This is a genomic window from Yinghuangia seranimata (genome assembly GCF_029953285.1).
Taxonomy (GTDB): Bacteria; Actinomycetota; Actinomycetes; order Streptomycetales; family Streptomycetaceae; genus Yinghuangia; species Yinghuangia seranimata.
This window is the reverse complement of sequence record NZ_JASAOI010000019.1, coordinates 172755-188501: the sequence shown is the minus strand read 5'-3', so window position 1 is coordinate 188501 and position 15747 is coordinate 172755. Positions and strand designations below refer to the sequence as shown.

Here is a 15747-nt window from a genome sequence, read left to right as displayed (position 1 = left end):
TAGAACCGGAGCCCTCCCGCTTCAACAGCTTCGCGCGGGTCAGCGGCGCCGGGCCTCCCGCACCGCGTCGCCCAGCACGTCGCGTATGCGTCCGCCGAGCCGCCGGTAGCCCAGGAACTCCGACGCCTGCCGGACGACCTCGTCCTCCGTGCGCAGCAGCGTGTCGCTCTCGATCCAGCGCACCAGGTCGACCAGGTCGCGGCGCGGGTACGCGGTGATCGCCTGACCCGGGACGGGCCGCGGGCACCGGCCGGTGCGCTGCGGCGGGATCGTGGCGGACGCGGGGCGGGACTCCGGAGGCAGAGGAGGAGGCAGCGACGGCGAGACGACCGGCGCGCCGGCCGCGGCCACCGCGGCCCGCTTCTCCGCCAGGTCCGCCGCCGCGACCGCCTTGTCGTACGCCCGCCGCGCCCGCGCGACCTCGGCCTCGGGGTTCCGGAACCACGCCGTGGACCAGATCCGGTGGAACCGCCAGCCCTGGCGCTCCAACTGCTCCTGGCGCAGGCGGTCGCGGTCCCGCGCGGTCGGCGACGAGTGGTACGTCGCGCCGTCCGCCTCGATGGCGAGCACCATGAGCCCGGGCCGGGTGGGGTGCTTCGCCGCGAAGTCGATCCAGTAGCCGGACACGCCGTACTGCGGCTGCAGCGGGATCCCGGCCGCGGTGAGCCGGTCGCGCACGTCGATCTCGAACGGGTTCAGCGCCGGCCGCTCGGCCGCCACCGCGCCCAGGTCGTGTCCGCCGGACGCGGCGAACTCGAGGTATCCCCGCAGCAGCCGCGGCCCCGGCCTGGTGAGCCGCGCCGGATCCATGTCGTGTGCGCTGAACGCGCTGACCGTGGTCATGCGCCGGCGGGCGCGCGTCACGGCGACGTTGAGGCGGCGCTCACCGCCGTCGTTGTTGAGCGGGCCGAAACGGTAGAGCATGCGGCCGTCGGCCGTTTTGCCGTAGCCGATCGACAGGATGATCGCGTCGCGTTCGTCGCCCTGCACGCGTTCGAGGTTCTTGACGAAGAACCGCTCCGCCCGCGCCTCGGAGAAGAACCCGTCGAGGTCGGGCCGGTCCGACAGTGCGCGCCTGAGCGCCGCGTCGACGCGGTTCGCGTGCTCGATGCCCATGGTGATCACGCCCAGCGTCTCGTCGGGCCTGGTGCGCGCGTGGGCGAGCACCTGCCGGACGACCTCCTCGACCTCGGGCGTGCCGCTCGCCTGTCGGCCGGGCAGCGCGGGCGCGTCGGGCACGAGGACGTGGCGCAGCGAGCCGTCGACCAGGGTGCCGGGGAAGGTGGTCAGCGACCCGTCGTAGATGTGGGCGTTCGAGAACGCGATCAGCCGTTCGTCGCGGCTGCGGTAGTGCCAGGTGAGCCGGCGGGCGGCCACGATGCTCGACATGACGTCGAGGATCGACTCGAACCCGCGGGTGAGGTCGATCCCGGCGTCGTCGTCCTGGTCGTCCTCACGCCTGCCGTCGGCGGGTGGTTCGTCGTCGACCAGCCGGGAGAAGAACGCGGTGGGCGGCAGCTGGTTGCGGTCGCCCGCGACGACGACCCGGTCGGCCCGCATGATCGACGGCATCGCCTCGGCGGGCACCACCTGGCTGGCCTCGTCGAAGATCACGACGTCGAACATGCGGCGCAGCGGCAGCACTTCGCTGACGAGCAGCGGACTCATCGCCCAGCACGGGTGCAGCGCCGTGAGGACGTCCGGGGCCTGCCGTACCAGGTTGCGCATCGACATGATGCCGCGTTTGCGGTTGGCCTGCGCCTTGACGAGCGCGGCCTGTTCGGGCCGGGCGTTCAGGGTCTCGTAGAGGTGCTCCGCGACCGCGCGCTGCACCCGGTCCGGTCCCGCGGCGATGTGGTCGCGGTCGGCCGTGCGGTACTCGTCCGCGCGCAGGTCGAGTTCGCCGGCCTCGAAGGCGGCGTACTCGGGCGTCTCGAAGGCCGCGGCGTCGAGGATCGAGGAGTGGTACGTGAAGTCGAAGGACGCGACCGCCGCCGTGGCGTCGGCCCGCTTGGCCGCCAACTCCTTGAGCAATGGCGCGAGTCCGTATCCGGTCAGGGCGCGGCGCAGCTCGTACAGCCGCGGAAGCCGCTGCAGGGTCCCCGTGTCCCGGTGCAACTCGTCCGCCCAGGACCCGAGCTGATCGAAGGTCAGGAGCAGCGGGGCGCTACCGGGCAGCAGCTTCGCGAGCTCGCCCAGGCAGTGCTCCAACGCGTCGACGGCCCACCCGGACCGGTCGACGACGCCGGGGTCGGACGGGGGCGCGGGTGTGGACGTCCCGCCTCCGGCGTCTTCCCAGGCCTCACGCAGCGTGGCGGCCCGGAGCAGCGCGGCGTGCAGTTCGGGCTTGGCGTGCCGCCCGGTGTGCGTCAGCCGGCCGGCGTCGCGTGCCAGGCGGCGGCGTTCGCCCCAGCCCTGGGAGGCGTTGTGCTCCTTGCGCCACCGGCCGGTGCCGGTGGCGGCGGCCAGCGCGGGCAGGTCGGCGGCGAAGACGTCGGGGCGGAAGTACGCCAGTGTGTCTGCCGCCTGGGCGAACAGGTCGACGAGGGATCGCAGTTCGACGGGGTTCGCCGGAGGGGCGAACGGTGTCGTGCCCGCGATCTCCTCGGCCTGCCGCCGCGCCGCCGGCAGTGCCTCGGTGCGCAGCTCCCGCACGAGTTCCGCGGCCTGCCGGGCGGCGTGGAGCGAGGTGACGGTGTCGACGGCCGACAGCCACGGGTGTCCCTCCGCGGACCGGTCGAAGCCGCCGAGCGTGGCGAACTCCTGGAGTTCGTCGCGGAGGTCCTCGACGGCTTCCCCGTGGAGCGCGCCGAGCTCGTGGCGGCCCAGGCGGCTGTGGGTGTGGTCGTCCGGCGCGGTGGCCAGGCACGCCGACTGGGCCTCGAAGAGCGTCACGCCCCAGGGCGCGACGGGCGTGTTCATCAGCGCGGCGTGGCGGTTCAGCCGCTCGCGGCGGTCGGCCAGCCTGCGGTGCAGCGGCTCGTGTTCCCCGAGCGGCGTGTTGCCGGCGCGCTGCAGCGCCTGTCCGAGCGAGCGGACGATCCGCTTGCGGTCGGCGGCGCTGCTGTGCAGGTCGAGGACCAGTTCGGCCAGGTCGCGGTTCCGCAGCCGGCCGACGACGGCGTCGATCGCGGCGCGCTTCTCCGCGACGAACAGCACCTTCTGGCCGCGGGCGGCGAGCGTCGCCACGAGGTTGGCGATCGTCTGGCTCTTCCCGGTGCCCGGCGGCCCTTCGACCACCAGGTGCCGGCCGGCGACGACCGCGTTGATCACGTAGCTCTGCGAGGAGTCGGCGTCGAGGACGAGGAACTCGTCGCGCGGGGGCGCCGCATCGGGTGCCCGGACGTCGACGTCGGGCACGTCGCGGCGGATCAGGTCGGCGGCCGTGCGGTCGCCCGCGATCGCCGCGACCAGGTCGTGGGACGCCAGCAGACCGCCCGCGCGTTCGAGGTCCTGCACCATCGGCAGCTTGGCGTAGCTGAAGTTGCCGACGACGCGGCGCGACGACACCGCGAACCCCGGTACGCGCGCGGTCGCTTCGCGCATCATCTGCACGGCCGCGTCCTGGTCGGCGGGCGACGCCGCCGCCTCGGCGAGCGCCTCCGCGTCCAGCTCGACCCCGAACTCCCGCTTCAGGACGTGCAGCAGGGACAGGTTCGCCTCGGCCTCCGGCGCGACCTGGAGGGTGAAGTCGTCGTCTCCCGCGCCGAGCCGGGTGGACTCGACCGGCCACAGCAGCACCGGAGAGGCCGGCGGGCGCGGCGCGTCCGGTGCGTCCCACGTCGCCATGGCGGTGACGAGGTAGGCGGTGTGGATGCCGCGTTCCTCGGCGAGTTCCTGCGTCTTGGCGTGCACGGTGCGCGCACGCTTGGCGGCGTCGGCGCGTTCGTCCCCTGGGAACAGCCGGGATATGCGCTGCGGTTCGCCGGCGAGCAGCGCGTCGACGGCGCGGGGGTCGGCGTCCGCGAGGTCGAGCGTGCCCGCCCGCAGGTCGCGGAAGAACAGCAGGGGGTTGCGGCCGCCGGGGTCCACGAGTTGGTCGGTCCACGTGCGTAACGCGTCGTGGACGAGGCGTTCGCGGCTGCCCGCGGCGTGCGGCGCGGGGTCGTCGCCGTCGGGACTGGGCGCGCTCATCGCGGTGGTCCGTTTCCGAAATGCGCCGCCGTGGCGGCTGTGCGATCGGGAGGGGTCGCACCGCCGCTCGTCTGACGACGCATCAGCAGCCAACCGGACAGCTCACGATACGGGACCGCAGGCGGGCCCGCACCGACGGTGACCGACCGGATCGTCGAGCGTGTCCGGCGGCCGCCAAGTGGTCAGTGAACCAGCCGGGAGGCCGCCGTTCCGGGGATTGGCGTAATCGACGCGCGGACGTCGCCCGCAGACGTCACCAGGGGGACGGGGCGTAGTCCTTCAGGAAGCAGCCGTACAGGTCCTCGCCGGCCTCGCCGCGGACGATCGGGTCGTAGACGCGGGCGGCGCCGTCGACGAGGTCGAGGGGCGCGTGGAAGCCCTCTTCGTGGAGGCGCATCTTCGTCGGGTGCGGGCGCTCGTCGGTGATCCAGCCGGTGTCGACGGCGGTCATCAGGATGCCGTCGGTGAGCATTTCCTCGGCGCTCGTGCGGGTGAGCATGTTGAGGGCGGCCTTGGCCATGTTGGTGTGCGGGTGGCCGGCGCCCTTGTAGGCGCGGCTGAACTGGCCTTCCATCGCCGACACGTTCACGACGTACTTGCGCCGCGCCGCGGCCGCCGCCATCGCCGGGCGGAGGCGGCTGACCAGGATGAACGGCGCGGTGACGTTGCAGAGTTGGACCTCGAGGAGCTCCAGCGGGTCGACCTCGTTGACACGCTGCACCCAGCTGTTCGAGGCGTCCAGGTCGGGGATCAGGCCGCCCGCGTCGATCGCGTTGCCCGCCTCGATGCGGGCGAGCGTCGCCGAACCACTGGTCAGGGCGAGCGCGGTGAGGGTCTGCGGGTCGAGCTCGTCGGCGGCCGGCTTCGCCGAGGGGAGGGCGACGTGCCCCGAGCCGGCGATGTGGCCGAACGTCAGGGACTCGGGCAGCTCGCCGGCCGGCAGCGGCCCGTCCTCGGCGGCGATCAGCGCGGCGTAGGACTGCGGCGTGCGGCGTACGGTCTGCGCGGCGTTGTTGATCAGGATGTCCAGCGGCCCGGCCGCGGCCACGGAGTCGGCGAGCGCGATGACCTGCGCGGGGTCGCGCAGGTCGATGCCGACGATGCGCAGCCGGTCGATCCACTGGTCGCTGTCCGGCATCGCCTTGAAGCGCCGGATGGCGTCGTTCGGGAAGCGCGTCGTGATGGTGGTGTGGGCGCCGTCGCGCAGCAGCCGCAGCGCGATGTACATGCCGATCTTGGCGCGGCCGCCGGTGAGCAGCGCGCGACGCCCGGTCAGGTCGGTGCTGGCGTCGCGGCGGGCGCGGTTCTCCCGGGCGCAGCGCGGACACAGCTGGTGGTAGAACGCGTCGACCTCGACGTACCGCGTCTTGCAGATGTAGCAGCCGCGGGCCCGCTGGAGTATCCCGGCCAGCTCGCCGACGGTGGACGTGCTGATCGGGATGCCCTGCGTCTCGTCGTCGATGCGGTCGGGCGAGCCGGTCGCGGTCGCGGCGGTCACCGCGTTGTCGTTCGCGACCACGGCGGCCCGGCGGTCGGCGCGGCGGCGCTCCTTGAGGCGCTTCCAGATGTGCGACGTGGCGTTGCGCACGCTGATCGCGTCCGGGTGCTCGGTCGGGATGGTCTCCAGCTCGTCCAGGACGCTGAAGAACACCTTGAGGCGCTCGGGGTCGATGCCGGGGCCGAAGCCGTCGACGGTGCCCTCGGGCGCGCGGCCGTCCGGCTCGGCGGATCCCGAGATGACCGTGTCGTCGTCGCTGACTGTCATCTCTGGTGCCGCTTCCGTGACGAGGTGCTTGGGGGTATCCGCTGAACTCTACGTAGGTGGCGCGGCGACCGCCAAACTCCGCTCCCGGGACGCGGGCGCGGGCAGGTGGTGGAACGTCGGCGGCGGGTGCATGAGGAAGTCGCGGTGCGAGATGTTCCAGGCGTACGCCCCGGCCGTCGCGAACGCGATCCGGTCGCCCACACGGAGCCGCGGCACGGGGACGTCGGCCGCCAGCACGTCCTTGGGCGTGCACAGCTGGCCGACCAGCGTGACGGGCTCGGCCGCGACGCCGGGCCGCGGCCACGGCAGGTCCCAGCCGTCCCGCGGCAGGACGGCGAACGGCTGGCTGTGCCCGCGCGCCGCCGGGGTCCGCAGGTGGTGGGTGCCGCCGCGGACGACGGCGAAGGCGCGGCCGCGGCTGTGCTTGAGGTCGAGGACCTCGGTGACGTACCAGCCGTGGTGCGCGGTGACCGCGCGGCCGGGTTCGACGCGGAGGCGGAGCGGGGCCCCGTGCGTGCCGGTCGCGTCGAGCCGCCCCAGCGCCGCGCCGTACGCCCGCCAGTCGAAGCGTGCGCCGGGATCGGAATAGTCGACGGCCATCCCGCCGCCGATGTTGAGCTCGCTGAGCGGCAGCCCGACGGCACCGGACCACCGCACGGCCCACTCCACCAGTCGGCCCGCGAGCGTCGCGAGGTCGGCGGGGCCGAGCCCGCTGGCCAGGTGTGCGTGGAGGCCGTGCACGCGCAGCAGCGGTTCGCCGGCGAGGACGGCCGCACAGCGGCGCAGGTCGGCCTCGGACATCCCGAACGGCGTCGCCCGCCCGCCCATCGCCAGCGCGGGCGCGCCGCCCGGCAGGTCGACGGGCGGGTTCGCGCGCAGCAGGACGTCGACGGGCCGCCCGGCCGCGCGGGCGAGCAGGGCCACCCGGCGCAGTTCGTGGACGCTCTCGACGTGCAGCCGGCGGACGCCGCCCCGGACCGCCGCCGCGAGCTCGTCCGGCGTCTTGCCCGGCCCGCCGAACGCGATCGGCAGGCCGGGAACGGCGGCGCGGACGTGCGCGTACTCGCCGCCCGACGCCACCTCCACGCCGTGCAGGTGCGGCGCGAGCGCGCGCAGCACAGCGGCGTCGGGGTTGGCCTTCGCGGCGTAGTGGAACTCGACGCAGGGCGGCAGCGCGCTCGCGATCTCGGCCGCGTGCTCGGCCAGGCCGGCGAGGTCGTGGACGTACGCGGGGAGTTCGGCCTCGGGCAGGGTCTCGGCGAAGGCCCGCACCGGCTCGGGGAGCAGCGGCCGTGCTGTCGTCGACCCGGTGGCCTCGGGGGTCGGACGCGTCGCGTTCATCGGGCCGCCCACGGTTCCGCGCCCTCCGCGCCGTGCAGGAACGCCGCGCCCAGCGGACTCGGCAGCGGCACGTACCCCGCCTCCCGGTCCGCCGCCAGGCGCCACCGCGTGAGCAGGTTCGCCTTCGCGGGCAGCGGCACGCCGGACAGCAGCGCGCGCAGCGGGGGCGGGCTGCCGTACGTGCGCGCGTGGTCGAGCAGCACCGCCCGGACCAGCGCCCACAGCCGCGGCTCGGCCGTCGGGCACAGGTCGGCGAGCGCGGCGAGGGTCTCGCCGATGTGGTTGACGAGCAGGCAGTACACGACGCGGTTCCAGCCGCGTTCGGCGTCGTACGCGATCGGCGCGGCGACGGAGCCGGGCAGGTCCGCGAGCGCCCGGCTGTGCCGCTCGGGCAGCAGTTTGGTGCCTTCCAGGTCGCGGAAGAGCATGCGCACCGGCGTGCCGTCGTCGTCGACGCACACGAGGACGTTCTGGAGGTGGGGTTCGAGGACCACGCCGTGCTCGAAGAACAGCGTCAGCACGGGCGGGACGAGGTGCCGCAGGTACGCCTCCCACCAGGCCGCGATCCGCTCCGGCGTCGGGTCGGGGACCAGCCGCGAGACGTGCGCGCCGGACGACGCGTACTCGTCGGCCACGGCCGCGGCCAGCAGCGGCGTTCCGGGGCCCTTCGTCAGGTCGGCTGCGTCGCGCACGATCACGCCGAGTCCCTCGAACAGCGTTGGGACACCCAAGTCGACGGTGCGGTATGCCGGTTCGGGGAGCAGTGCGAACCCGGGGTGCCGGTCGGCGGTCGCCCGCGCGGGTCCGGCGAGGATCCGGGTCAGCGCGACGGCGCCGGACAGTTCGTAAGCGGCGTTCTTGCGAACGCAGTTGGTGATGCGGACGTCGACGCTGAACTTGGCGAAGAAGCCGTCCCCGGCGAGCGTGCGCACGGAGGAGGTCGGGGTGAAGTGCGGGCCGCCGACGCCGAGATCGAGCACGCGGCCGTCGTCGAGAGCGGCGCGCAGGGCCGGGTTCGACGCCGACAGGGCGGACTGCCAGGGGTGTACGGGCAGCAGCCGGTAGCCGTCGGGGACGGGATGGAGGCCGTCCAAGGGTGCGAGGGCGTCGGGCCCGACGGCCTCCTCGCGGACGAGGTCGGTGCGTACGGCGAGGAGGTGGGCCTGGACGGTGCCGCCGCCCTCGGGGCCGAAGCGCACCCGGTCGGCCAGGCTGCCGCTGTGCGCCTTCGGCGCGGGGTGGAAGCGGTGGCCGAAGAGCAGGGACCGCTCGGAGTCGAGGTAGCGCGGTATCGGGCCGTCCGGCACGAGCGGGGTGCCCGGGATGACGTGGGTGTGCGGTGTGCCGGTCGGGTCGGTCGGGTCGGTCGTGCCGGCTCGACGAGCGGTCAGCGCGCCGATGGTGTCGCGGCTGGACCGCACCTGCCCTGCGAACTCGTCGTTGCCGATGCCGCTGCGCAACTCCAGCTCGCGTGAGATCAGTTCGGCGAGCGCATCGGATCCGAGCGGGTCCCACCCGTCCTCGCTATGTCGGCGTACACCGCCGCGGAAGCGATGCGCGCCGGTCAGCGACGTGCGGCGCAGGTCGACGCCGAGCAGCGCACCCGCGCGGGGCAGCCGGATAAGCAGCTTCCCGTTGGAGACCGTCGCTTGGTGCTCGGGCCCGGACACCTCCCGCAGCAGACAGTTGAGCAGTGTGTGCGAGGTGACCTCGTCTGCGCCGGGCGCGGTCGGTGTGCCGGTGCCGGTGCCGGTGCTGTTGCCGGTGCTTGCGGCGGAAGCGGGAGCGGGCTCATGGGCGGGCGGGTTCTTTGCGGCTGCCGCGAGGCTCACGGGAGTTCTCCTTCGAGGAGGCGAGGGCAGGAGTCGGAGGGCGTAGCAGGGTGAGGACGAGCGCCGGCACGGCCGCGAGACCCAGGAACGCCCCGGCGGCGAGCGGTGCCCCGAGGCCGAGCCACGCGGCGAGGCCGGAGGCCGCCAGCCCGGCGGCGACCGCGCCGAGCTTCGAGACGAACTCGAGGGTGCCGAACAGCGATCCGGGCGCCCGTCCGCGCGCGACCTCGGCGGTCAGCGCGGACAGACCGACCAGGCCCGCGGTCAGGCCGCAGCCGAACACGAGCCGGGCGGCGACGAGTCCGGCGAAGCCGGTGTCCGGCAGGTGCAGCGCGCAGCCCGCGGCGACGAGGACGAACCCGGCGGTGATGCCGAGCGCGGGATGGGGTGTCACGGCGTCCAGGACGGGACGGGCGAGCAGCAGATAGCACACGTGCGGCAGCGCGAAGACGAAACCGGCGGTCGTGGCCGGGAGTTCCGGCAGGCGGCCGGTGACGAGCGCGGTGAGGTACGGGAAGGTGATGATCGTCGCGAAGACGAAGGTGAACTCGACGGCGAGCAGGACGCGCAGGCGGGGGCACGGGCGTGTGGGGGCGGGTTCGGTCTCTGTTCCGGTGTGGGGCGGGGAATCGGACCTGGCGTCGGGCCCGGGGGTGGTGGGGGAGTCGGCTTTGCCGGCGGCCTGAGGTCGGGAGCTGTCCGCATCGGCCGGGGTGGCCTCGGCGTCCGGCCCCGGCAGTGCGCTCAGCAGCGCCGCCGCGGCGAGCGGCAGCAGTGCCATGAGCAGGTATTGACGGTGCGGCGGCACCCACGGCGCGAGCGCGCCCACGGCGATCGGGGCGGCGACCAGCGCGGCGCGGGCGCTGCCCTGCATCAGCGTGAGCGCCCAGCCGAGCCGGCCCGGTGGCAGCGCCCCGGCGAGGTATCCGGTCGAGGCGGCGAACGTGCCGCCGAGCAAGCCCTGCAGGACGAGCGCACCGGTGAACGCCGGGAGGCTCTGGGCGAGTCCGGCCAGCAGGAAGGCGAACGCCAGCCCCAGCTGGGCCCGGAGCAGCAGCCGCTTGCGGCCGAACCGGTCGCCGAGCCGGCCCCACACGGGTGCGGCGACCGCGCCGCAGACGGTCGGCACGACGTACAGGACCCCCGCCCAGCGGGCGTGCTCGTCGCCCAGCGTCGGCAGGATGTCGACCAGGTAGGGCGGGAGGCCCAGCGCCGCGAACGAGGCGACGAAATGGCAGGCGGCGACGGCGTAGACGGGCCGACGGGTCGGATCAGGCGCCATCGGGCCCGGCCAGGTAGTTCGGGCCCGTCCACGCGTAGTGCTTGTTGACGTCGAGCGCGCCCGACCGGGCCTTCTCCAGCAGCGTGCCTGCGGTGACCATGAGCTTGACGGGCAAGCGCTCAGCGTTCAGCACGCGTTCGTGGAGCAGCGGGTGGTCGGGGGAGTCCGGGTGCCGCTCGGCGGCTTCGGCGAGGCGTGTGCGCAGCAGCGTCATGAGCTGTGTCCTGTCGGCGCGTCCGGTGTCGGCGAGTGCCAACAGAGGTGCCGCGGCGCACAGATGCAGGGTGATCGTCGTGAACATGTCCGCGAGCGGACGGCCGTCCGCGACCGGGATGCGCGTGTCGTCGAAGGCGAGGTCCGCGTCCGGGAGCCGCTCGCGCACCCGGGCCGCGAGCAGCCGAGGCCCGTCGTTGTCCTTGAGCAGCAGCCGGAGGCGCGTCGCACCGCTGCCCGGCTCGCGGTCGAGGACCAGGGAGGTGTTCTGCTGGTGGGCCTCGAGGACGATGCCGTAGCGCAGCCACAGGGTGGTGTGCCAGTCGAGGAGCAGCCGCAGGTAGGCGTCGTGGAGCGCGACCGGGTCGCCGCCGTAGTACTCGTCGGCGAGCAGGTCGGCGACGGTCGCGCTGCCCGCTCCGGCGGGGGTCGGCGCCGGTGCCGCGAGTGCCGCGACGCTCACCACGTGGGCGTCGTCGAGGCCCGCCGGATAGCGGCGGACGAGGACGCCGAGCAGGGCGTCTCCGGCGTGGGCGTAGGTGTGCTCGTCCGCGACCAGCACGCGGTCGCGAAACCTGGGTTCGGCGTCGAGCACCTCTCGCAGGAGGCGGCCGCCGACGTCGCCGTCCACGAGCGAACCGGGCGTGATCGTCCGGCGGTTGCGCAGCCCCAGCGTGCTGGTGGCGAGCGGGACCTTGAGGTGGAGGGTCGGGTCGTCGAGCAGGGCGACGGTGCGCATCGACAGGGTCGGGGCCACCGTCAGGTGCGCGTCGGGGGCGTAGCGCGTTCCGGGAACCGCCGCCTCGATTGCCGCGGGGTCGGTCAACGGGTGCACCGGCAGGGTCACATGCGTGCTGTCGTACGCACCCGGGAGGCCGACCGCGGAAGGCGACGGCCAACGGTCGGGCAGTGCCCCGCGCATCGTGAGCGACTCGCGGGGGACGGCAGCCCAGCGCAGGTCGAAAGTGGGTTGGAACTCGGGTGCGTAGCTGCGAAGTTCGGCCGACGTGAGGCCGACGCGACAGCGGCCCGTGGGGTACGCCGGGTGGTCGCGGAAGGCCGCGACGGTGTCGAAGTCCAGGCTGCCGGCCAGGCCCGTGGTCCGGGCATGCCGGGCGAGCCGCGCGTACACGTCGTCCCGGCTCCGCGCGTGCAGCCGCTCCGTCTCCAGCGCGGCACGGCACTCCGCGGCGAAGGCCGCGAAGCCGGGCGCGTCCAACGGGTCGCAGCCGGCGCCGAGGAAGCCCAGCAGTTCGCCGAGTCCGGTCAGCGGCACGCCGTCCTCGAGGACGTACGGCGCTCGTGCGGCCAGGTCGCACAGGAAGCCGTCCTTGCGCACCGGCAGGTCCGCCCGGCGGGGGCCGGAGGTGACGGTGAGCCAGCGGCCGTCCTGACGCGAGGTCAGCCGTCCCGTGCTGTGCAGACCGTGGACGTCCTCGCGAAGGGCGGCGTCCAACACCCGGAGACAGAGCGCGGGTTCGACCGCGTCGGGGGACTCCTCCGAGGCGTGGTCCGTCGAGGGAGCGCACTCGGCGGCGAGCTTCCTGTACGCGTTCCTCACGCCCGGATGTCCCAGCTCCGGGCCGCCAGGAACTCCGCGACGGCGCGGTCGGCGGACGCCTGGTCGGGTCCGACCGCGCGCAGCACGCCGAGGTAGTCGCGGTTGGTGCCGGTGAGCGGGGCGTCGGTGCCGACCGCGCGGAGCGGGCGGTACGTCATGCGCACGCCGCCGACCTCCAGGTCCTCGGGGCCGGGCGCGGCCACCAGCGTCCCGGCCCGGTCGGCGCACACGTACTCGATCCGCGCCCGCAGGTCGTCGCGGACGCCGAGCGCCTCGGGCAGCGGCTCGCCGAGGTGCGTGTACAGCACGTGCTCGAACACCGGTATGCCGAGCAGGTCCTGGAGGAGCAGGTCGCACTGGTCGCCGATGATGCGGTAGTTCACCTCGATCAGCCGTGCGCGGCCGCCGTCGACGACGTACTCGGTGTGGCACGCGCCGAAGCCGACGCCGAGCGTGTCGAGGTCGCGGAGCACCTGCGCGGCGATGGCGGCGTCCGGCTCGGGGTCGAACGCCAGGCTCTCCTCGATGAAGGTCGGCGGCGCGGACAGCCGGGTGCGGAAGCCGCCGAGGACGTGGCGGCGGGTGCCGTCGCCCAGCGTCTCCAGCGTGCGCAGGTCGCCGGCGAGGAACTCCTCGACGACCAGTGCCGTCTCCGGCGTCCGGGCACGGATCTCGCGGCAGCGGGCGAGCAGTTCGGCCTCGTCCCCGACGAGGTAGACGTCCTCGCTGGCGACGCCCTCGCGCGGTTTGACCACGCACGGGTACGGCACGTCCAGCGCGGTGAGCGAGGCGGGGTCGCGGTCGGCGGCGAGTTCCGCGCTCCAGACGACGCCGGTGCCCTCGGTGGCGAGGTGACGACGCATCAGCGACTTGTTCTTGGCCCGCAGCGTCGCGCGCCAGTCCTTGCCGGGGAGGCCGAACCAGTCCGCGGCCAGGGCGGCCTGGGTCTGGAGGTGATCACTGTTGCTGAACACCGCGTCGGGGCGGGGGACGGCGGGCCACCCGGACATGGAAGCAACCAGGGCACGGAAGTCGCGTACGTCGCACGCGACGATGCGCGCGGGAGCGGCGTCGGAGGCCGCGTACGCGTCCTTGTGCGCCTCGGGTCGGTCCGTGAACACGGTGACCTCGAGGCCCAGTTCGGCGGCGGCGGGGAGGAACCCCTCGGTGACGGAGTCGGTGGGGTTGAGGGCGACCAGGTGGAGCTGCATCGGTTCTCCGTGCGGCGCGGGTGGCGGTCGGTGAGAGGCGTCCGTGGGCGTTGGCGGGCGACGGCGTGGGTCGAGCCGGCGGTCCGTGGGCGTCCGGAGCGGAGAGGGGGTGCCAGCCCCGCCCCGGACGGTTCCGGCGGACCGGCCGCAAACTACTTCGCGGGGTCGACCGCGAACGCCTTCGCCAGGTCGTCGAGGATCATCTCGGCGCCCTGGAGCGACACCGACGTCATCCAGATCGGGTCCTCGACCTCGACGACGTGCCGGCCCTGGACCGCCTTGAGGCGCTGCCACAGCGGGTTGGCGAGGAACTTGGCCTTGCGGTCCGCGCCGCCGGAGAAGGCGGTGACGAAGACGTAGTCGGCGTCCGCGAGGCCGATCTGCTCCTCGCTGATCTCGATGTTGAACTTCTCCGGGTCGCGCTGGTTCTCGGGACGCGCGATGCCGGCGTCCGCGAGCACGATGCCGCTGAACGTCTTGGGCAGGTAGATGCGGGTCGGGCCGTCGACGAAGCGGACCACCGACACCGTCGGGTTGTTCGCCTTCGCGTTAACGGCCGTGCCGATCTTCTTGGCGCGGGCCTCGTAGGCCGACAGCTTCGCCGCGGCCTTGTCCTCGTCGCCGAGCGCCTGGGCGATCAGCTTGATGTTGTCCTTCCAGATCGGGCCGGTGGTCTTCACGAAGACGGTCGGCGCGATCTTGGAGAGCTGGCCGTACAACTGGTCGTGGCGCACGGTCGCGGAGACGATCAGGTCCGGCTTGAGCGCCAGGATCTGCTCGAGGTTCGGGCTGTCGAGCGGGCCGACCTCCTTGGTGTCCTTGACCGCGGGGCCGAGGTAGGACGGGAAGCCCTTCTGGTCGCGGTACGCGGAGATGCCGCCGACCAGCGGCTCGTCGAGCAGCGCGACCGCCTCGACCAGGCTGTTGTCGAGCGCGACGACGCGCTTCGGCTTGGCCTTGATCTCGGTGGTGCCCTTGTCGTGGGTGACGGTGCGCGGGAACGTCGCGGCCGTGTTCGACCCGCCGCCGGACGCCTGGGCCGACGCCGCGGCGGGCTTCGCGGCGTCCGACTTCTCGTCGTCCGAGCCGCAGCCGGCCACGTCGAGGGTCAGGGCGACCGCCGCGGCCACTGCGGCGAACGCCCGCCGGTGGCGGTTCAGTCGGCCGGGTTCCCTACGCATGTGTTCTCCAAGGTGCAAGGTGGTGCGGGGGACAGAGGGCGCCGGGTGGCCCGCACCGGTGAAGGTAAGGCTTGCCTAACCCGGCGACGGGAGAGAAGTTAGCCAACCCTCATAACCGACAGCAAGGGGGAGGGTTTGTCGGTAACTTAGGTATGCCTTACCTTTCAGGGCGTGCCTGCCCCTCCCGCGCCCCGCCGTGCCGCGCGCAACGGACTCGTCGTCCTCGCGCTCGCGGCTGTCCTGATTGTGGCCGTTTTCGCCTCGTTTGCGATCGGGGCCAAGAACGTCCCGCTGTCGGACGTGTTCGCCGCCCTGACCGGCAGCCGCGACGGCGACGCGGTCGTCGTCCGCGAGCTGCGCATGCCGCGCACGATGCTCGGGCTGCTCGTCGGCGTCGCCCTCGGCGTGGCCGGCGCGGTCACCCAGGAGATCACCCGCAACCCGCTCGGCGACCCGGGGATCATCGGGGTCGGCGCGGGCGGCGCGTTCGGGGTCGCGGCGGCCATCGGGATGTTCGGGTGGACCGCCTCGTACCAGTACGTGTGGGCCGCGTTCGCCATGGGCGCGGCGGCCGGGCTGCTGGCCTACATCGTCGGCGGTGCGGGGTCCGGGGGCGCGACGCCGGCCAAGCTCGCGCTGGCCGGGGCGGCGGTGACCGCGCTGCTCGACGCGTTCACGAACGCGCTGGTGCTGCTGGACGTCAGCACGCTGGACCAGTACCGCAGTTGGGCGGTCGGCTCGCTGGCCGGACGGGACCCCGAACTGGCGTGGCAGCTGCTGCCGTTCGTACTCGTCGGGCTGGCCATCGCCCTCCTGCTGTCGGGCAGCCTCAACGCCCTTGCCCTCGGCGACGACCTGGCCAAGAGCCTGGGGACGCCGGTGCGGCGGACCCGGGCGCTCGGCGCGCTCGCCGTCATCCTCCTCACCGGGGCCGCTGTTGCGGCAGCCGGGCCGATCACCTTCGTCGGCCTGGTCATTCCGCACATCGTGCGGTCGCTGACCGGGCCCGACGCGCGGTGGCTGATCCCCTGCAGCGGGCTCGCGGGCGGGGCGCTCATGCTGGGAGCGGACGTCATCGGGCGCGTGGTCGCGCGCCCGGCCGAGCTCGAAGTCGGCGTCGTGACCGCGTTCATCGGGGCGCCCTTCCTGATCGCGATGGTGAAGCGTGGCCGGCTGAGGGAGCGTGCGGCGTGACGGTTGTCGCTGTTCCGGAGCCGCCCGTGAGGT

The 15747-nt window shown here is 73.7% G+C and carries 9 protein-coding genes; 1 reads left to right on the top strand and 8 read right to left on the bottom strand.

Translation table 11 applies throughout. From position 1 onward, the window contains the following. Positions 1-39: 39 nt before the first annotated feature. The 8 genes from QI554_RS13705 to QI554_RS13670 form a co-directional block, all read right to left on the bottom strand. A complete protein-coding gene (locus tag QI554_RS13705; protein ID WP_281469753.1) occupies positions 40-4134 on the bottom strand; it encodes an AAA domain-containing protein in 4095 nt (1364 codons plus the stop codon). Positions 4135-4387: 253 nt separating this feature from the next. Beyond that, positions 4388-5899, bottom strand: coding sequence for an SDR family NAD(P)-dependent oxidoreductase (locus QI554_RS13700; protein ID WP_281469751.1), 1512 nt, complete (start codon positions 5897-5899; stop codon positions 4388-4390). A gap of 48 nt (positions 5900-5947) precedes the next feature. Then, positions 5948-7240: a type III PLP-dependent enzyme gene (locus QI554_RS13695; RefSeq protein ID WP_281469749.1), complete on the bottom strand. Its 1293-nt coding sequence runs from the start codon at positions 7238-7240 to the stop codon at positions 5948-5950. Then, on the bottom strand, positions 7237-9072 hold the full coding sequence (locus tag QI554_RS13690) for an IucA/IucC family protein (RefSeq protein WP_281469747.1): 1836 nt from the start codon (positions 9070-9072) through the stop codon (positions 7237-7239). Before QI554_RS13690 ends, QI554_RS13695 begins: the two co-directional genes overlap by 4 nt. Next, complete coding sequence (locus QI554_RS13685; protein ID WP_281469745.1) at positions 9032-10354, bottom strand: MFS transporter; 1323 nt, start codon at positions 10352-10354, stop codon at positions 9032-9034. Before QI554_RS13685 ends, QI554_RS13690 begins: the two co-directional genes overlap by 41 nt. Next, entirely contained in the window at positions 10344-12128 is a 1785-nt protein-coding gene (locus tag QI554_RS13680) for an IucA/IucC family protein (RefSeq protein WP_281469743.1), read from the bottom strand. Before QI554_RS13680 ends, QI554_RS13685 begins: the two co-directional genes overlap by 11 nt. Further along, a complete protein-coding gene (locus QI554_RS13675) occupies positions 12125-13339 on the bottom strand; it encodes an ATP-grasp domain-containing protein (protein ID WP_281469741.1) in 1215 nt (404 codons plus the stop codon). Before QI554_RS13675 ends, QI554_RS13680 begins: the two co-directional genes overlap by 4 nt. A 152-nt stretch (positions 13340-13491) precedes the next feature. Next, on the bottom strand, positions 13492-14520 hold the full coding sequence (locus QI554_RS13670; RefSeq protein ID WP_281469739.1) for an ABC transporter substrate-binding protein: 1029 nt from the start codon (positions 14518-14520) through the stop codon (positions 13492-13494). 171 nt (positions 14521-14691) lie between these two features. Here QI554_RS13670 and QI554_RS13665 point away from each other — a divergent pair, with 171 nt between their 5' ends. Next, positions 14692-15714, top strand: coding sequence for a FecCD family ABC transporter permease (locus QI554_RS13665; RefSeq protein ID WP_281469737.1), 1023 nt, complete (start codon positions 14692-14694; stop codon positions 15712-15714). The last annotated feature ends 33 nt before the right edge of the window (positions 15715-15747 follow it).